Origin of the sequence: Pseudomonas sp. NY15181 (genome assembly GCF_048068055.1) — a bacterium.
In the GTDB taxonomy this organism is placed as follows: Bacteria; Pseudomonadota; Gammaproteobacteria; order Pseudomonadales; family Pseudomonadaceae; genus Pseudomonas.
In genome coordinates this window covers 145,302-162,819 of sequence record NZ_JBLUPT010000011.1, presented here as the reverse complement: position 1 = coordinate 162,819, position 17,518 = coordinate 145,302, and the positions used below count along the sequence as shown (strand labels likewise).

General features: G+C 65.6%; 14 protein-coding genes. 2 read left to right on the top strand and 12 right to left on the bottom strand.

Features of this window, described 5'->3' with window-relative positions; translation table 11 throughout:
* Positions 1-91 precede the first annotated feature (91 nt).
* The 9 genes from ACNFBT_RS23070 to ACNFBT_RS23030 all read right to left on the bottom strand — a co-directional run bounded on the left by ACNFBT_RS23070 (position 92) and on the right by ACNFBT_RS23030 (position 8,797).
* Complete coding sequence (locus ACNFBT_RS23070; protein WP_416753057.1) at positions 92-1,606, bottom strand: aldehyde dehydrogenase family protein; 1,515 nt, start codon at positions 1,604-1,606, stop codon at positions 92-94.
* An 18-nt stretch (positions 1,607-1,624) separates the two neighbouring features.
* On the bottom strand, positions 1,625-2,656 hold the full coding sequence (locus ACNFBT_RS23065; protein WP_416753056.1) for an aminoglycoside phosphotransferase family protein: 1,032 nt from the start codon (positions 2,654-2,656) through the stop codon (positions 1,625-1,627).
* A 4-nt stretch (positions 2,657-2,660) separates the two neighbouring features.
* Positions 2,661-3,005: a cupin domain-containing protein gene (locus ACNFBT_RS23060; RefSeq protein WP_081518261.1), complete on the bottom strand. Its 345-nt coding sequence runs from the start codon at positions 3,003-3,005 to the stop codon at positions 2,661-2,663.
* Between the two features lie 137 nt (positions 3,006-3,142).
* A complete protein-coding gene (locus ACNFBT_RS23055) occupies positions 3,143-3,508 on the bottom strand; it encodes a cupin domain-containing protein (RefSeq protein WP_416753055.1) in 366 nt (121 codons plus the stop codon).
* A complete protein-coding gene (locus tag ACNFBT_RS23050) occupies positions 3,501-4,790 on the bottom strand; it encodes a nucleotide disphospho-sugar-binding domain-containing protein (protein WP_416753054.1) in 1,290 nt (429 codons plus the stop codon). The genes ACNFBT_RS23055 and ACNFBT_RS23050 overlap by 8 nt, the downstream gene beginning before the upstream one ends.
* Positions 4,791-4,824: 34 nt before the next feature.
* A complete protein-coding gene (locus ACNFBT_RS23045; RefSeq protein ID WP_416753053.1) occupies positions 4,825-5,904 on the bottom strand; it encodes an ABC transporter ATP-binding protein in 1,080 nt (359 codons plus the stop codon).
* Positions 5,897-6,703: an ABC transporter permease gene (locus ACNFBT_RS23040; RefSeq protein ID WP_416753052.1), complete on the bottom strand. Its 807-nt coding sequence runs from the start codon at positions 6,701-6,703 to the stop codon at positions 5,897-5,899. Before ACNFBT_RS23040 ends, ACNFBT_RS23045 begins: the two co-directional genes overlap by 8 nt.
* Complete coding sequence (locus ACNFBT_RS23035; protein WP_416753051.1) at positions 6,696-7,568, bottom strand: ABC transporter permease; 873 nt, start codon at positions 7,566-7,568, stop codon at positions 6,696-6,698. Before ACNFBT_RS23035 ends, ACNFBT_RS23040 begins: the two co-directional genes overlap by 8 nt.
* A 179-nt stretch (positions 7,569-7,747) precedes the next feature.
* Positions 7,748-8,797, bottom strand: a complete 1,050-nt coding sequence (locus ACNFBT_RS23030) for a polyamine ABC transporter substrate-binding protein (protein ID WP_416753050.1) — start codon at positions 8,795-8,797, stop codon at positions 7,748-7,750.
* Positions 8,798-8,985: 188 nt separating this feature from the next.
* On the opposite strand from ACNFBT_RS23030, the gene ACNFBT_RS23025 reads away from it, so the two are divergent.
* Together ACNFBT_RS23025 and ACNFBT_RS23020 are read left to right on the top strand one after the other, a co-directional pair.
* Positions 8,986-9,918 carry an FCD domain-containing protein gene (locus ACNFBT_RS23025; RefSeq protein WP_416753049.1) on the top strand — a complete coding sequence of 311 codons (933 nt, stop codon included), beginning with the start codon at positions 8,986-8,988 and terminating at the stop codon, positions 9,916-9,918.
* An 83-nt stretch (positions 9,919-10,001) separates the two neighbouring features.
* Positions 10,002-11,288, top strand: coding sequence for a glycosyltransferase (locus ACNFBT_RS23020; RefSeq protein ID WP_416753048.1), 1,287 nt, complete (start codon positions 10,002-10,004; stop codon positions 11,286-11,288).
* Positions 11,289-11,512: 224 nt separating this feature from the next.
* Here ACNFBT_RS23020 and ACNFBT_RS23015 read toward each other — a convergent pair whose 3' ends face one another.
* From ACNFBT_RS23015 to ACNFBT_RS23005, 3 genes are read right to left on the bottom strand one after another with little or no spacing between them, the layout of a single operon-like run.
* Complete coding sequence (locus ACNFBT_RS23015; RefSeq protein WP_416753047.1) at positions 11,513-12,370, bottom strand: hypothetical protein; 858 nt, start codon at positions 12,368-12,370, stop codon at positions 11,513-11,515.
* 10 nt (positions 12,371-12,380) lie between these two features.
* Positions 12,381-13,202, bottom strand: a complete 822-nt coding sequence (locus ACNFBT_RS23010) for an OmpA family protein (protein ID WP_416753046.1) — start codon at positions 13,200-13,202, stop codon at positions 12,381-12,383.
* A gap of 50 nt (positions 13,203-13,252) precedes the next feature.
* Complete coding sequence (locus tag ACNFBT_RS23005) at positions 13,253-17,506, bottom strand: YadA-like family protein (RefSeq protein ID WP_416753045.1); 4,254 nt, start codon at positions 17,504-17,506, stop codon at positions 13,253-13,255.
* Positions 17,507-17,518: the final 12 nt, after the last annotated feature.

The window sequence follows — 17,518 nt, the reverse complement described above, 5'->3', positions numbered from 1 at the left end:
AAAACGGGCGCTGATTTATCACAGGCCAGTCGCAGCACCTCCCGGACATGCGACGGCCTGCACGCGCCTCGACGAAACCTTGAACGACTTCTCAGCCCTGGTAGAACACCTCGTCGGCGTACGGGTACCACCAGGAATGGATCTGCGGCTGGTGGTCGATGATCACCATTTTCGACCGGCGGAACGCATCCAGGCCCTGGCGGCCCAGCTCGCGGCCCATGCCGGACATCTTCCAGCCGCCGAAGGGCAAGGCGTCATTGTCGATCAGCGGGTTGTTCACCCAGACCATGCCCGCTTCCAGGCGGTCCGCCGCCTCCATCGCCTCGGCCAGATCGGTGGAGAACAGCGAGGCGCCCAGGCCGAAGGGGGAATCGTTGGCCAAGCGCACGGCCTCGTCGAAATCCTTCACCTTGCAGATCGCTGCCACCGGGCCGAAGCACTCCTCGTGGAAGATCGCCATGGCCGGAGTGACATCCGTGAGGATGGTCGGCTCGAAGTACCAACCCACCGGCAGCTGTGGAGGAATCCGCCCGCCACAGACCAGCGTGGCGCCCTTGGCCACGGCGTCATCCACCAGGCGGATAACCTTGGCGCGGGCCGCTTCGCTGACCAGCGGGCCGATCTCCGAACGCTCCAGGCCGTGGCCGATGCGCAGCGCACGGGTGCGTTCGGCGAAACGAGCGACGAACTCATCATGGATTTCATCGACTACGAAGAAACGCTCGGCCGAAGTGCAGATCTGCCCCGTCAGGTGGAAGGCGGCCGTCACCGCGCCGGCCGCCGCCACTTCCAGGGGAGCGTGGCGGGAGATGATCATCGGGTCGCTGCCGCCCGCCTCGATCACCGCCGGCTTCATGCGTTCGGCGCAGGCCACGGCCACCGCCTTGCCGGCGGCCACGCTGCCGGTGAAAGCCACGGCGTGGGTGCGCTCGGACTGCACCAGGCGCTGCGCGGTGCTGGCATCGCCCGGCACGCAGCTGACCATGCCCGCCGGCAGCACCTTGAAGTGCTCCATGAACTTCAGCGTGCACAGCGTGGTGCTTTCCGCCGGCTTGACGATGCAGGCGTTGCCCGCCGCCAGCGAGGCGGCCAGGGTCCAGCACATCAGCAGGATGGGGAAGTTGAACGGCATGATGTGCACGCTCACCCCATAGGGCTCGTAGCGCACGTGCTGGAACGAGCCGAGCTGCGTGGTGCCGGCCACCTTGCCGGCCTCGTCGCGAGCCATCTCGGCGTAGTAGCGGAAGATCGGCGCACAGTTGGCCAGTTCGCCCATGGCTTCGGGGAACGGCTTGCCCATCTCCAGGGTCATCAGCCGCGCCACTTCGCGCTGGGTCCCCTGGTCGGTTTCGATGGCATTGGCCAACTGATGCAGGATCGCCGCGCGGGATTTCGCATCGATGCGCTTCCACTCGCGCTGGGCGGCGTTGGCCGCATCGATGGCGGCATCCACATCCTCGGCGTCGCACAGGGCGATGCGGCCTACCGTGGTCAGGTCGGCGGGATTGATGATGTCGCGCAGACGGCGGCTCGTCGCAGCCTGGTAGTGCGGGCCGATGAAACGCAGGGGCGAGTCGGGGTGGAAGACGCTGTGAAACTCGGTCATGGAATGCTCCGCAAGGATTCAGTGGGCGGCCAGGCGTTCGGCGAGCAGCTCGCCGGTCAGCGGCTGGCGCCAGGAAGGGAGTTCGGCATCGAGCAGGTCACGCAAGGGGCGCAGCAGCTCGCTGTCCAGCGCCCGCTGGAACAGTCCGAGCACCCGCGGCAGGTGGGTCAGGTAACCGGTCTTGCCATCCCGCCGGGCCAGGCGCACGAAGATGCCCAGCACCTTGGCGTGGCGCTGCGCGGCCAGTGCCTGGTAATCGGCCATGAAGCGGCGGCCATCGACCTCCGGGCGCTGGCACAGGTAGTGAGCGAGCAATGACACCCGCATCGCTTCGGACACATCGCGACGGGCGTCCTCCAGCAGGGACATCAGGTCATAGGCGGGCGAGCCGCAGAGGGCATCCTGGAAGTCCAGCAAGCCGCAGGCGCCGACGCCTTCGCGGTCGGCCAGCAGCATCAGGTTGTCGACGTGGTAGTCGCGTAGCACCAGCACCTCGCGGCGCATGGCGACTTCACGGCACGCCGTGGCGAAGGCATCAAGGTAGGCCTCGCGCAGTTGGGCGGCATTCCGCGCCCCCACCAGCAACGGCGCATACCAGTCGATGAACAGCGCCGCCTCCTCGCCCAGCTTCCGGCCGTCATAGGCCGGCACACCTTCGGCGGCCTGGGGGCCGGCCCGATGCAGGCGCACCAGCGCATCCACGGCGAGGCGGTACAGCGCCGCCTCGTCGTGGCCGACGGCGAGCAACCGGGTATAGGTGGCGTGACCGAAGTCCTCCACCAGCGCCAGGCCCAGCTCGACATCCGAGGCCAGCACCTTCGGCGCCGACAGCCCGCAGCCGCGCAGCAATTGCGCCACTCGCAGGTAGGGCGCCAGCGGTTCCGCGCCCGGCGGCGAGTCCATCAGCAGCAGTCCCTGCCCTTCCAGGCGGAAGTAGCGTCGGGCCGAGGCGTCGGCCGGGAGCGCGTGAATAGGCCGGCCGGCATGGCCGAGCCCTGCGAGAAACATCTCGCGGGCCTCGGCACGGTTGGTTTCCAGGGTCAGGCTCATGGCATCACCGGATCATGTAGACCTTCTTGATGGTCTCGTGCACGGTGCACACGCCCTTCCAGTCCTTGGGGAAGAAGGCCGCGGTGTCCGGCTCGATCTCGATCACCTCGCCGGACTCGTGCACGTAGGTGCAGCGGCCTTCGAGGAAGTGGCAGAACTCGTCGCTGGTGACGTGGCAGAACCACTTGCCCGGCGTGCAGTGCCAGATGCCGCATTCGGACTGGCCTTCGGGCCCCTTGTGCAGGACCACGCCGCTGACGTGGGACTCGCCTTCGAGCATGGTCGGGATCACGCCCCAGTCCTTGAGTTCGGTGACCTGCAGGGGGCGATAGATAACGGGGGTCTTCATGTCTTTCTCCAGCAATGGCCACCCACTAAGGCGGCCGGATAAGGCGTAGGGCGAATAACCGCTTGCGGTTATCCGCCGATGGATTCGGCGCAGGATCGATGGCGGATAACGCCTAAGGCGTTATCCACCCTACGAACTCAGGCCAGCATGTAGAGGTTGCGAAGGGTGGTGTGCACGGTGCATTCGCCGGTCCAGCCGGCCGGGAACAGCACCAGGGTGTCGGGCTCGACCTCGATCACCTCGCCTTCGTCCGAGCGGTAAGTAGCGCGCCCGGAGACGAAGTGGCAGAGCTCGTCGCGGGGGATCGACAGCCGCCAGCGGCCGGGGGTGCAGACCCACAGGCCGGTCTCGGGACTGTTGTTCGGACCCTTGAACAGCAGGCGACCGCTGGAGTGCGAGACGCCTTCGAGGGCGTCGGACTGCACGCCCCAGTCCACCAGGTCGTCGTAGTCGCGGGCGCCGAGGATGTGCGGCGCGGACGAATCGGCTTTGAATTCAGGCATTGCTCATCACCTTGTCCAGGATGCGCGCGGCGTCTTCCGGGCCCTTGCGCGAACGCATGTAGTCGCTGGTGCGCTGCAGGCGCTCGCCCATGCGCGAGTCGGTGAGCAACTGGGCGAGGTTTCGCGCCAGGTCCTCCTCGCTCCAGTCGTAGCGGTCCATGCGCAGGCCGTGGCCACTTTCCTGGGCGCGCATGGCGTTGTCGTGACCGTCCCAGACGTAGGGCATGACGATGGCCGGCTTCCCGAAGAACAGGCACTCGGTGAAGCTGTTGTTGCCGCCGTGGTGGATCACCGCGTCGACCTGGGCGATCACCGAAGGCTGCGGGTACCAGTTGGAAACGATCACGTTGTCCGGCAGGTCGGTGTACTTCTCCACGTGCTCGCCGACGTTGAACAGCGCGCGGTACGGCAGCTTGCCGATGGCGGTGACCAGGCGCTTGAGCAGGTCGACGTCACCGGAACCGAGGCTGCCGAAGCTCACGTAGAGCAGCGGCTTGTCGTTGTGCGCCTTGAACTGCGGAATCTCGTAGGGCTTGTCGGTGCGCACGCAGCCCTGCAGATAGTGGAACTGCCGCGCTGGCAGCGGATGACGGCGCTCGAACTTCACCGGGTCCGGATAGAGCAGCAGGTTCATGTAGGGCGACTCCTCGAAGAAAGTGCCCAGCGGATACGGCCGCTCGCCGCACTGGGCGAGGAAGTCGTTGAAGTCGGCATGAATGGGCGCGATCACTTCCTCGAAGCGCTTCTGGAAGCGCGCGTGGCCCGCCTTGTCGTCCACGCTCATGCCCGACAGGTACGGCGGGATATCCGGGTCATGCACCTCGTTCTCCGAGCAGGAGATGATCCGCACCCAGGGCTTGCCGTAGTGCTTGATGGCCGGGAAGAGGATCACGTTGTCGACACAGATCAGGTCCGGCTTGATCTTGTCGAGGATCGCCGGCAGCTCCTTCTGCGCCCACTTGGAGGTGGAGACGATGGCCTCCCAGCACTCCTTCACGTAGTTATCGAGCTGGTCGATGGGCGCCTTGCGGAAGTTGGGGATGTGGCCGTTGATGAAGTCGGTCCAGTAGCGCGCCATCTCCTCGGCCGGCATCGGCTCGGACATGTTCACGTAGTGCTCCTCGAAGCCGTAGGCCGAGTAGACCCCGGTCATGCCCGGGTCGGTGAGGAACACCGCCTTGTGCCCCAGTGCCTCGCAGGCCTGGGCGATACCGACGGAGTTGAGGGCCGGGCCGTAGGCGGCCTCGGGGAAGAATGCGATGACCTTGCGTTCACTACTCATGGTGCTCTCCTGTAGGTCTTGTTGTTCTAGGCAGTCAGTGAGTCAGCACGCGGGCATGCCGCGCATCCCAGCCAAGGCGCACCGGCATGCCGGCGGCGAGGCGCAAGAAGTCGTAGTCGGAGGACGGCACACGAACGATCAGCGGCTTGCTGGAAAGTGCCGTGTTCACGTGCAGGTTGGTGTCCAGGCCGTGGTAGGCCACTTCCGCCACCTCCCCAAAGATCTGGTTGTCGGTGGCGGGGGTCGAGTCGGTGAGCACGCGCAGGCGTTCCGGGCGCAGTGCGAGGGTCACACTCTCGGGACTGGACTCGGCGGTGGTCTCGATGCTCAGCACCTGATCCCCCGCCTGCAGGCGATTGGTACCGACGCGGCGCCCCTCGATCAGGTTGCTGACGCCGATGAAGTCGGCGACGAAGCGGTTGCCCGGGTTCTCGTACAGCTCGCTGGGGCTGCCGCACTGGCAGACCTTGCCGTCGCGCAGCACGGCCATGCGGTCGGACATGACCAGGGCTTCTTCCTGGTCGTGGGTAACCATGATGAAGGTGATGCCGCTCTCGTGCTGCAGGCGCTTGAGCTCCAGTTGCATCTTCTCGCGCAGCTTCTTGTCCAGTGCGCCGAGCGGTTCGTCCAGCAGCAGCACGCGCGGGCGCTTGACCAGCGCGCGGGCCAGGGCAACGCGCTGGCGCTGGCCGCCGGAAAGCTGGTCCGGCCGGCGGTTGGCCATCTGGCCGAGCTGCGCGGTTTCCAGCACCGCGTCCACGCGCTGGCGAATCTCGCTGGCGGGCAACTTCTCCATCTCCAGGCCGTAGGCGATGTTGCCGCGCACGGTCATGTTGGGGAACAGCGCGTAGGACTGGAACATCAGGTTCAGCGGGCGCTTGTTCGGCGGCAGCGGCGAGATGTCCTGGCCGCCCAGGTAGATGGCGCCGGAGCTGGGCGTCTCGAAACCGGCGATCATTCGCATCAGGGTGGTCTTGCCGCAGCCGGACGGGCCCAGCAGCGCGAAGAACTCGTTCTCGCGGATCGCCAGGGACACCTGGTCCACCGCCGTCAGGCCCTCGCCATAGGATTTGCTCACCTGGTCCAGCACGAGCAGGTCGGAAGACTTAGTCATGGGCTTTGGGCACCTTGTTCAGACGTTGGGAAGCGAACAGCGCGGTGAAGCTGACCAGCATCACCAGGGTGGCGAGGGCATTGATCTCGGGAGTCACGCCGAAGCGGATCATCGAGTAGATCTGCATCGGCAGCGTGGTGGAGGCGCTGCCGGAGCCGGCGTTGAAGAAGGCAATGATGAATTCGTCCACCGACAGGGTGAACGCCAGCAGCCCCCCCGCCAGCACGCCGGGGAAGATCGCCGGCAGCAGCACCCGGCGCGCGGTGGTGAACCAGCCGGCGCCCAGGTCGATGCTGGCTTCGAGGATCGAGTAGTCGAAGTGCTTGAGCCGGGTGCGCACCACCGCGCAGACGAAGGCAATGTTGAACACCACGTGGCTGAGGATGATGGAGTGCAGCCCCAGGCTCATCTTCAGCAGGTTGAAGAAGCTCAGCAGCGCGATGGCCAGTACGATGTCGGGGATGATCATCGGCGCCATCAGCAGGGTGTCGGCGATATTGCCGCCCTTCCTGCCACCGCTGTTGCGGGCGCGCATCTCCACGCCCAGGGCGAGCAGCGTGCCGAGCACGCAGGCGATGAAAGTGGAGGTCAGCGCGACGATCAGGGTGTTCAGCGCGGCATGCTGGATCGAGGCATTGGCCAGCAGCTTGGCGTACCACTTGAGCGAGGCGCCGCCCCAGGCGGTGGGCAGGCCGCTGGCGTTGAACGACAACAGTATCAGCACCAGGATCGGTACATAAAGGAAGGCGTACACCAGCCACAGGTGCGCACCGAGTGCGATACCGGAAGAATTACGCATGGCGTTCGCCCTCAGCGCCCTGGGCCCGGCGCGAGACCAGGGCCTGGATGAACAGCAGAAGCAACATGATGCCGATCAGGAAGAAGCTCAGCGCCGAGCCGAACGGCCAGTCCCGCGCGGTGAGGAACTGCGCGTAGATCAGGTTGCCGACCATCTGCACCTGCTTGCCGCCGAGCAGGTCGGCGGTGATGAAGTTGCCGATCGACAGCACGAAGACGAACACCGCACCGGCCGCCACACCCGGCACCGACAGCGGCAGGATCACCCGGCGGAAGGTGGTCCAGCCGGAGGCGCCGAGGTCCCGCGAGGCTTCCCAGAGTTCGTTGTCGATGCGCGACAGCGAGCTGTAGATGGCGAGGATGACGAAGGGGATGTAGTTGTAGACCAGCCCGAGCACCACGGTGGCGTCGGTGTACAGCAGGCTGATCGGCTCGCCGCTGTAGCCCAGCAGGCTGAACAGGCGGTTGAGCAGGCCCTCGCGGTTAAGCAGCACGATCCAGGCGTAGGTGCGGATCAGGTAGTTGCTCCAGAACGGCAGCATCACCAGGAACAGGTACACCGCCTGCCGGCGCGGCGTGGCGCGGGTGATGGCATAGGCCGCCGGGTAGCCGATGAGCACCGCGAACAGCATGGCCAGGCCGGCGATCTTCGCCGAGCGCAGGAGGATGTCGAGGTACAGCGGGTCCACCGCGCGGCGGTAGTTCTCCCAGGTGAACACGTAGTCGATGCCGCCATAGGCACCGCGTTCGAGGAAGCTGTAGAGCAGTACCAGCAGGCACGGCAGCAGCAGGAACAGGGCCAGCCAGCCCAGACCGGGCGCGAGCAGCCAGGCCGACAGTTTTCGGTCGGCGGACAAAGCGGTCATGCGTAGTTCCCCCAACCCCGCCGGGCGGGGTGGTTCAGGGTGATTAAATGCAGTGAACTTGCGGGGCGAGCGAGCTAGAGCGAGGCAAGGCGAGAACAAGCGTGGGCGCGGAGTTTAGGCCGCTAAATGAGCAAGCCCGCGCTTGTTCTCAACGCAGCATCGCCGACGCGCAGCCGGCCCTACTGTGCAGCCATGATTTCCGTCACCGCGCGGGTATACGCCTTCTGCGTAGAGCCGCCCACGTCACGCAGTTGCTGTTGCTTGACCAGTTCGGCCGGCGTGGTGGTGAGGTTGGGGTACTTGGCCAGCAGGTCAGGCTTCAGTGTCGCCATCGCCGCCTGGTTGGGCACCTTGTAGAGGATGTTCTCCGCGACCCACGCATGGTTGGCCGGTTCGAGCATGTAGTTGATGAAGCGGTAGGCCGCCTCGGGGTTCTTCGAGCTCTTGAGCACGACCATGGTGTCCACCCAGAGGTCGGAACCCTCCTTGGGCACCACGAACTTGATCGACTCGTTGGCCTGGGTGCCGTAGTTGCACCAGCCGTCCCAGGCGTGGGCCATCAGCGCCTCGCCCGAAGCCAGCTTGGAGTAGAAGGTGGTGTCGTCGAAGGACAGCAGGCGCTTCTTGGTGGCGATCAGCTGGTCGCGCACCGCGTTGATCTGGTCCGGGTTGCCGTCGTTCACCGACCAGCCGTTGGCCAGGAAGCCCGCGCCGAGCAGCCAGCGGTCAGTGGCGAGCATGGTGGTCTTGCCCTTGAGCGCATCGGACGGCTTGAGCAGGTCGCTCCACGAAGCCGGCGCCGGGCTGACCTTGTCGGAGCGGTAGCAGATGCCGGTGGTGCCCCAGGTGTAGGGCACGGAGAAGTGGTTGCCCGGGTCGTATTCGAGCTTCTGCGCTTCGGGGTAGAGATTCTTGAGATTCGGCACCTTGGCCGGATCGATGTCGGCGAGCAGGCCCTGCTTGTGCAGGATCTCGGCGAAGGGCGAGGAGACGAACACCACGTCGTAGCCTTCGCCGCCGGAGGCCATGAGCTTGCCCATGATCTCTTCGTTGGTGGCGTGGAGCGACTTGTCGGCCTCGAGGCCGGTGGCTTTCTGGAACTTCTCGAGGGCATCCGGGGCCATGTAGCCGTCCCAGATGGAGATCACGAGGTCCTTGGCGCTGGCGGTGGTGGCCGACAGCGTGAGCGCGAGGGTAGCCCCCGCGTAGAGCATGGTCTTCAGCTTCATCTTGCGCACCTAGCGATGGTTGTTGTTGTTTCGAAGGCAGCGGAGCGAAAAGCGTACTACATGTCTTTTTTTCAAAATAAAAACCGAACGACTGGCGAAGTCAACTATTTCTTGCATCCTTGTTGCACCCCCTTCCCTGTGGCATAAGGGGCTCGCATCGCCGAAACCCCTGTCGGAGAGAGAACGGCTTGAGCAAGGACACCGAAAAAAAACCGCGCACCAATCATCTGGAGCTGGCCCGGCGGATCATCGAGCACGCCCAGGACAGCGGCCTGGGTGACGGTGCCGCGCTGTCCGAGCAGCAACTGGCGCGCACCTTCGGGGTGTCGCGCACGCTGATCCGCGCCGGTCTCGACCTGCTGCTGGAGCAGCGCCTGGTGGCCCACGAACCAGGCAAGGGCTATCGACTCTGCGCCGACCCGTCCGCCCAGGTGCTCGGCCCCGCCCTGCCCCAGGCAGAGGAACAGGCCCTGGCCGCCTCGGTGCTGCGTGACCGCATGGCCGGCAGGCTGGGCAACAGCCTCAGCGCCAGCGAACTGATGCGCCGCTACGACATCAATCGCGCCGCCGCGCAGAAGGTGCTGGCGCAGCTCAGCGAAGACCAGGTGCTGGAGCGCGGAGCCGGGCAGAGCTGGTCGTTCCGCCCGTTGCTGAACAACCTCGCGGCGCTGGAAGACAGCCTGCGCTACCGCCTGATCCTTGAACCCGAAGCCTTGCTCGCCCCCGGCTTCGACCCGGACCTGGCGCGCCTGGCGCTACTGCGTGGCGCCATGGAAGAGCTGCTGGCGGCGCCCATCGAGCGCTTCGACGTCGCGCAATTCCGCGAGCTGGACATCAGCTTCCACGAGCTGGTCGCCCAGAGCTGCGGCAACCGCTTCGTCGGCGACGCCCTGCTGCAGCACCAGCGCCTGCGCCGCCTGCCAAACCTGCTGCCGATGGTCAGCGTGCACCGCCTGCAGGAAGCGCTGCGCGAGCACCTGCGGATCATCGAGCAGATCGAACGCGGCCAGCTGGAAGTCGCCGCCGACCTGATGCGCCTGCACCTGCGGCTGTCCGCGGCGCAGCGTCCGCAGACGGCCAATCGAGGGATTCCGCAGTCCTTCACCGGAGCTCGTCGCTGACTATTTTTTGCGTCATGTGTTTTTTTTAGCGAAAAAATGCAGTATCAGTTTCACGCAGTGCCTGTTTGTCCATGGACGTGCCCATGACGCAAAGAACAAGAACCATCGCCTTCTTCCCCGAAGCCAGCTTCGGCGCCGCGCTGAACTGCATCGGCATCGCCCAGGCGCTGCGCGAACTCGGCGCGCGCCCGGTGTTCATCTGCCATTCGCACTTCCAGGGCATCTTCGCCGAGTACGGTTTCGCCGAGTACCCGCTGCAACTGGACTCGCCGCTGTCCGCCGCCGACCACCAGCACTACTGGGAGCGCTTCATCGAGCGCAACGTGCCCTACTTCGACCAGACGCCACTGGCGCAGATCGACAGCTACGTGGCGCCGGCCTGGGAAGCCATCATCGATACCGCCATCGAGTCGGAGCGACCGCTGCAACAACTGCTCGCCCGGCTCAAGCCCGACGCCATCGTGCTGGACAACGTGGTGGCCTTCCCCGCCATCGCCGCCGCCGGCTGCCCCTGGGTGCGCATGGTCTCCTGCGCCGAGACCGAACTGCCGGACCCAGCCGTGCCGCCCTACCTGTCAGGGGCCAGCAGCAGCGATCCGCAGGCCTGCGCAACCTTCCGCGAGCACTATCTGCAGGCGGTGAAACCCACCCACGAGCGTTTCGCCCGCTTCCTCGCCGAGTGCGGCCACCCCGCCCTGCCCCCCGGCCAGTTCCTCGAAGACTCGCCCTGGCTGAACCTGCTGCTGTCGCCCACGCCGGTGCGCTACAAGCGCGCCAACCCGCTGCCCGCCGAACGCTACCTGTACCTCGACGGCTGCGTGCGCAGCGAGGCGCCCTACATCCCGCCACAGTTCCCCCGGCACGATGACGCACCGCTGATCTATGTGAGCTTCGGCAGCCTCGGCGCCGCCGACGTGGCGATGATGCAGAAGCTGATCGACGCCGTGGCGCAACTGCCCTACCGCTTCCTGATCAACGTTGGCGCCTACCGCGAGCACTACGACACGGTGCCGGACAACGTCTACCTCGACAGCTGGTTCCCGCAGCCGGCGGTGCTGCGCGAATGCCAGCTGTTCATTCACCACGGCGGCAACAACAGCTTCTGCGAGGCGCTCTACCACGGGTTACCGTCGGTGATCATCCCCTACTGCTGGGACGGCCACGACAACGCCCGGCGTGCCGAGGAGGTCGGTGTGGCGTGTTACCTGCCGCGCTACGAAGACCCGATCGCCGCCTTGCCCAAGGCGCTGGCCGAACTCTTTGCAGACCAGGCCATGCACCAACGCCTGACCACCGTGCGCGCACAAATGCAGGCCTCGCGCGGCACCGCGGCGGCGGCGCGGGCCATCCTGGATATCTGTACCGACTGAGCAGTAGGCCGCAGGCTTAGTCCTCGTCATTGCAGACCAGGCCCAGCTCGTGCCGCACGCTGCTGTGCGCCCGGTTCCTGCCGAGCGTTTTTCCCTCGGTGCCCTTGCGTCGCCAACCCGCTGACACGAATGACAAAAACCGTAGGAAGAAATGACTCACGGCGAGGAGCGGGTGCTCCTCGCCGTGAGTTTGCGGCCGATCACGGCATGTTCGCGGCTGGCGACTAGTCCATGCGCTGGGTGACGGCTTCGGGGTAGTAGGCGATCTTCAGCATGCGCCGCTGGCCCATCAGTTGGCCCTCTCCGTACCAGGTGATGTTGTCCTGGCGCAGGGTCATGCCATCGTTGCTGTACTCGTACTCCCCGCCATTGGAAGTGCCGAAGGCGAACCGCTGGCTATCCAGGCGCTTGATATCGAAACGCGTACCCGGCAAGGGCATCTGCTGCTTGACGCGCTGGAGGAACGCCGGTGCAAGCTCGGAGAACAGCTCGCGGGTGCGCGCCTGGTACTGGGCGTCGGTCAGGCCCGGGGTCTGCTGCAGCTTGTCGGCGATCAGGCTGAAGTACTCCGCGTCGGTGCGGGCCAGGGCGATGCGCACCGCCATGACCTCGGCCAGCCGCGCCTGGTCGATCCGCAGCTTGCCATCAGTACTCTTGCCATCAGCGAGGAACTCGTTGCCGTCGACCTGGATCAGCGGCGCGGTCGCCAGGTAGGCGGCACAGGCGATCTGCTGCCCGGTACGGTTGCCGCTGACCAGCAATGCGGTCACGCCGCCCTTCTTCTTCAGGTTCTCGCTGTTTTCACTGCTGGCCGCGACGAAGCGATCGACCTCCGCCTGGCTGGTCTCGCCGCGGGCCAGGCCGCAGATATGCTGCATCACCGCCGGATTGCGCTTGCCGTCCACCAGGGGCGTCATGCTGAACAGAGCGTTACGGATCACCGGCAGCGCCGGGTATTCCAGCGTGCCGAGGGCCTTGGCGGGTGTGACGGTGGTTGCGGCGGTCTGGTCGCTGCCCTTGCAGCCGGACAGAAGGCAGAGCGGCAGGAGCATCGCGGTCAGCCATTTGCTGTGGGTAGTCATGGCTCGTTCCTCATTCCTGATGGGTTTGCGCCAGGCTGGCGCTGGATTCGACGACGACCCGGCGGTCCGCCGCCAGGCAACGGATCAACTGTGCACGCGGTGCTTCCGGGCACGTAGCAACCGGCTCGGCCGCACCAACACCGCGTACCTGCATCAGCGCCGCCGGCACGCCGGCGGCGGCCAGGTAGTCACGCACGGCCTCGGCGCGCTGGCGGGACAGGTCGAGGTTGTAGGCCGGCGATCCGAGACGGTCGGTGTGGCCGGTAATGCTGATCCGTTGCGGATGCTGCGCCTTGAACTGCATGGCCAGGCGTCCGAGGCTGTCGCGGCCGGCGTCGCTCAGGCTGGCGCTGCCGAAGGCGAAAGTGGCGTCGCCGGCCAGGGTGACGCGCTGCGCCGGTAGGACGGCGGGCTCGGCGACAGGCGCTGGCTTGAGCTGGGTGAGGCAGTCGGCGGGCAGAAACAGGAAGCTCTGCGCCTGCATGTCCTTGTCGAACAGCACCTTGTACTGGCAGACCAGGTCAGCCTGATTGGCACGGCGGAAACGCAGGATGTAGTCCCACTCCCGTACGCCGAACAGGCCTTCGTTGAAGTGCGGGGCGCCGAGCAGCTCGTAGAGCTGCGCCTTGGCCATGCCCGGCTGAACCTTGAACAGGTTTTCCAGGTTCACGTAGCTGCCCTGCGGACGGTAGGAATCACCGATGGCGGGGAACTTCGGTGCGCTGCTGTGGCCCTGCTGGTCGACAGTGCTGAGGTTGCCGCAGGCCGCCAGAAGCAGTCCGGCGCAGGCCATGGCGAGGGTACGTACGACGGGGAAATTGAAAGCGTTCATTTTGACCTCCTGGGGACGGCCCGGCCGCAGCCGGGCCCGGATGGAAAAACTCACCACTGGTAACCGACACCGGCGGCAACGCCGGCATCACCTTGAGTGCTGGAAGTGGCCTGCAGCTTGGTCACCCACTTGCCGTTGTCGGATATCCGCGAGACGCCGACGGCCAGCGCCCCCTGTCCGCGGTAGTTGCCCAGGCCGACGGCGGCCATGCTCGCGCCCGGTACGTAGGGTTGCGGCAAGGTCGCCATGGCCATGGCCCCGGCGATGCCGGCGCTGAGGATGTCGTCCTGCTTCTTCAGGTCATGGCGCAGCGCGTTGTAGCGGGAGTCGGTGTAGTCGTAGAACTGGTTGGAGATGTCCCCCATGCTCTGCTGCAACTGGCCGAAGTTCACCGCATCGGTCGGCGCGGTGCCGGCGGCCACGTTGGTGATCTGCCGTTCGTTGCCTGCGCTGCCGACAGAGACGCTGCCGGCGCGATCGGCCACCGAGCCGGCGCCCACGGCCGCCGAGTTACTCGCCGAGGCACTGGCGCCATTACCCATGGCAACCGAGTTTTCACCCGTAGCCTTGGACTGGGTGCCAATGGCGACACTGCTGGCCCCTGCCGCCTCCGCCCCTGCCCCACCGGCAACCGAATCCCGACCCGTCGGTTTCGGCTTCGGCAGGTTGGAGGTGTTGTTCACCTGGAACATGCCGTCAGTGCCGTTCTGCACCTTGCTCATATCGCCCTCGACGTGGGTCACCCGGTTGTCGAGGTTGCTGACATTGCTGGTGACGTTGGCGACCTGGGTGTTGACGTTCTGGATGGAGTCGTCGGTGTACTGCTTGGACTCGGCCACGGCGCCGTCGAGCTGGCGCAGGTTGACCGCATCGGTGGCTTGCTTGCCATCGGCGACGTTGCTGAGGGTGCGGGTTTCTCCGGTGGTGGCATTGCCCACCGAAACGGTGCCGACGCTGGCGTTGGCCGCGTTGGAGTACTTGCCGATGTAGCTTTCCGCGCCGCGGCCGTTGTCGCTGGCCCCCTGCCCCAGGGCCACACTGCCATCGGCCGTGGCACTGGCGCTCTCGCCCATGGCGACGGAGCCCTTGCCGCCGGCCTTGGCGTTCGGACCCACGGCCACGGAATCAGCACCGCTGGCGACCGAGTCGGCCTTGGTCGAGTTGGCGTGGAAGTACTTGATGCCACCGCCATTGTTGATGCTGGTGATGCTGCCCTCGACGGTGGTGACGCGGCCGTCGATGTTGCTGACCTGGGCGTTGGTCTCGTTGAGCTGGGACATGTTCACCGCGTCGCTGTCGTTCTCGCCACGTGCGACATTGGTGATCTTGGTACCGCCAGTCCTGGTCACGCTGTTGTACGTCGCGCCACCCAGGGTGATGCTGTCGTGGGAGCTGTTGTCGTACATCACCGCATCAGCGACAGCTCCGCTGGTGATGGCCTTGAGCTGGGCGACGTTGACCGCGTCGGTGTCGTCGGCGCCAGCCGACAGGCCGGTCACGCGGCGGTCGCCGATGTTGACCTCGCCGGTGGCGGTGCCACCCACCAGGTAGGCTTCGTGGCCGAGGGTGCTGCCGTTGGCGACGGAGCCGGCGCCCAGGGCAACGCTGCCGTCATGGCTGGACAGCGCGCCCATGCCAATGGCCACCGAATCCACACCCGAGGCGACCGAGTCGGTGCCGGTGGAGTTGGCGTGGAAGTACTTGGTGCCGGTGTCGTAGATGTTGCTGACACGACCGTCGAGGTTGGTCACGTCGCCTTTAACGTCGGTCACGCGGTTGTCTACGTTGGCGACGTTGGTGTTGGTCTCGTTGAGCTGAGACATGTTCACCGCGTCGCTGTCGTTCACGCCGTTGGCCACATTGGTGATGGTGGTGCCACCGGTGTGGGTGCTGTTGTCGTAGGTGCCCCCACCCAGGGTGATGCTGTTGTGGGTGCTGTTGTCGTACATCACCGCGTCGGCCACCGAGGCGGCAGTGGTCGCCTTCAACTGCGACACGTTGACCGCATCGGTATCGTCCGCGCCCGCCGAGACGCCGGTGATGCGGCGGTCGCCGATGTTGACCTCGCCGGTGGCGGTGCCACCCACCAGGTAGGCTTCGTGGCCGAGGGTGCTGCCGTTGGCGACGGAGCCGGCGCCCAGGGCAACGCTGCCGTCATGGCTGGACAGCGCGCCCATGCCAATGGCCACCGAGTCCACGCCCGAGGCGACCGAGTCGGTGCCGGTGGAGTTGGCGTGGAAGTACTTGGTGCCGGTGTCGTAGATGTTGGTGACACGGCCGTCGAGGTTGGTCACGTCGCCCTGCAGGTTGGTCACGTCGCCTTCCACGTTGGTCACCCGGCCATCCAGGTTGGTGATTTTGTTGGTATTGGCATCCACCTGCTGGTTGGTCGCGTTCAATTGCGAGCCGTTGACGGCATCGGTCGAGTCAGCGCTGATGTCGCCTGCGGCTACGTGGGTGATCTTCTGCGCATCGCCCGAGCCATGGCTGGCATCGTAGGCACCCAGTGCATCGTTCCATTGCAGCGCATCCTGCTGCAGGCTGGTGATGTTGGTGGTGTTCTGGGTGACGCGGCCGTCGATGTGGGTAATGGCGTCCCCGACGTTGTTGACCGTCGTGCCATCGACGTAATAGGTCGGGGCGGAAATCGAACCGTCCGGGTTGACCGTCGAACCGCCCCCCATGGCGTTGGCAGTAGAGTTGGCCAGGCCATAGAGCTGGGAACCGTTGACCGCATCGACAGAGCTCGGGCTGACGGCACCCTGGGCCACGTTAGTCAGCACTTGCGCGTTCCCCGGGTTGTACGCATCGCCGCCAGCGGCGATCAGGGACAACTGGTCCGTGCCCGTGCGCTGGACCGGGCCGGCAGTGCCATTGCTGTAGTTGTTGATGGTGTTGGTCACGTTGCTGATGTCCGTGGTGTTCTGTTCCACCTGCTGGTTGGTGGAATACAGCTGCGAACCATTGACCGCTTCGGACGAGTTCGCACTGATATCACCCGGGGCGACATTGATGATCTTCCGGTAGCCGGCGTCGATGCCGTTGAAGGTCACGCTCGGACCGCCATTGATGGTCAGGCCGTTGCCATCGATCCGCGTATTGCCGGTGGTCACCGAGTTGAACACGGGGTCATCGGCCATCAGCAGTTGCAGGTTGCCGGCGCCATCCACCTCGGTCCGCAGGTTGTTGCCCGAGTAGCTGCCCGCTGTGCTGGCAGTCCCCTGGATGACCATGGCTTCGCCCAGCTTCTTCTGCACCGAGCCGGCGTTGCCGACAAAGGTCAGCGGGGTATTGGCCAGCTCATTGAGTTGCGAAACGTTGACCGCGTCGCTGTCCTTCACACCATTGGCCAGGTTGGTGATCGTCGTGCCACCCGTGTGTGTGCTGTTGTCGTAGGTATTGCCGCCCAGGGTCACCGTGTTGTGGCTTCCGTCGTCGTACATCACCCCATCGGCGGTGGCGCTGCCGACCAGGCCCTTGAGTTGCGCTACGTTGACCGCATCGCTGTCCTGGGTACCGGCGGCTAGGCCGGTGATCTGGCGGAATTTGCCGCTGGCGGCATCACCGACGGCCACGGCGCCCAGCGTACTGCCGGTGGCATTGATGGCGTCGACCTGAGCCTGGGATGCACCTACAGGGACATAGCCGGCCACGCCGGCTTTGGTCTGGGCAATCGAGCCGGAGCCGATGGCGACGCCATCCTGGGCTTGCGCCTGAGCACCGGTGCCCAGTGCCAACGCGTTCTGCTGGCTGGCCACTGCGTTGTTGCCGATGGAGACTGAATCTACGCCCGTAGCGCGAGTACCGGTGGGATTGCCCAGCGCATCAGTGCCCACGTTGCCGATTGCCAGGGAGTTGCTGCCGTCGATCTTGTTGTTCAGACCGATGCGGCCACCGTTGACGTACAGCTCGTTGCCGAGGGTCAGCGAGTTGGTGCCGTCGGCCTGGCTGCCGGTGCCGTAGAACAGCACCCGACCGGTCTGGGTCGCCTTGTCGTTGGGCTTGCAGTTGCTGTTGTTACCGTCGTACTTCCAACCCATGTCGCCGCTGACACCGGTGTCATGCACGAACACGCAGCCCGAGTCGTTGCTGTCGTTGACGTACAGGCCGGGATTACCGGCGATGGATCGCTCCGTGGCGGAGCCGGCGGCAGCCTCGGAATCCAGGCCATACAGGCCGCTCAGTGCGCCGAGGCTGAGCACGGCCAGTGCGCGCCCTCCCTTGCCGGCGCTGCGAGCGAATTCCGAGGCCACATGCCAGCAATGCTGGGCTTTGGACCAGACGACACGATAAATCCTGTTCATGAGGGGCTCCTT

Bases quoted from the DNA above. Each gene is read 5' to 3' on its own strand.
- ACNFBT_RS23070 (WP_416753057.1), bottom strand. From the start codon at position 1,606: ATGACCGAGTTTCACAGCGTCTTCCACCCCGACTCGCCCCTGCGTTTC.
- ACNFBT_RS23065 (WP_416753056.1), bottom strand. From the start codon at position 2,656: ATGAGCCTGACCCTGGAAACCAACCGTGCCGAGGCCCGCGAGATGTTT.
- ACNFBT_RS23060 (WP_081518261.1), bottom strand. From the start codon at position 3,005: ATGAAGACCCCCGTTATCTATCGCCCCCTGCAGGTCACCGAACTCAAG.
- ACNFBT_RS23055 (WP_416753055.1), bottom strand. From the start codon at position 3,508: ATGCCTGAATTCAAAGCCGATTCGTCCGCGCCGCACATCCTCGGCGCC.
- ACNFBT_RS23050 (WP_416753054.1), bottom strand. From the start codon at position 4,790: ATGAGTAGTGAACGCAAGGTCATCGCATTCTTCCCCGAGGCCGCCTAC.
- ACNFBT_RS23045 (WP_416753053.1), bottom strand. From the start codon at position 5,904: ATGACTAAGTCTTCCGACCTGCTCGTGCTGGACCAGGTGAGCAAATCC.
- ACNFBT_RS23040 (WP_416753052.1), bottom strand. From the start codon at position 6,703: ATGCGTAATTCTTCCGGTATCGCACTCGGTGCGCACCTGTGGCTGGTG.
- ACNFBT_RS23035 (WP_416753051.1), bottom strand. From the start codon at position 7,568: ATGACCGCTTTGTCCGCCGACCGAAAACTGTCGGCCTGGCTGCTCGCG.
- ACNFBT_RS23030 (WP_416753050.1), bottom strand. From the start codon at position 8,797: ATGAAGCTGAAGACCATGCTCTACGCGGGGGCTACCCTCGCGCTCACG.
- ACNFBT_RS23020 (WP_416753048.1), top strand. From the start codon at position 10,002: ATGACGCAAAGAACAAGAACCATCGCCTTCTTCCCCGAAGCCAGCTTC.
- ACNFBT_RS23015 (WP_416753047.1), bottom strand. From the start codon at position 12,370: ATGACTACCCACAGCAAATGGCTGACCGCGATGCTCCTGCCGCTCTGC.
- ACNFBT_RS23010 (WP_416753046.1), bottom strand. From the start codon at position 13,202: ATGAACGCTTTCAATTTCCCCGTCGTACGTACCCTCGCCATGGCCTGC.
- ACNFBT_RS23005 (WP_416753045.1), bottom strand. From the start codon at position 17,506: ATGAACAGGATTTATCGTGTCGTCTGGTCCAAAGCCCAGCATTGCTGG.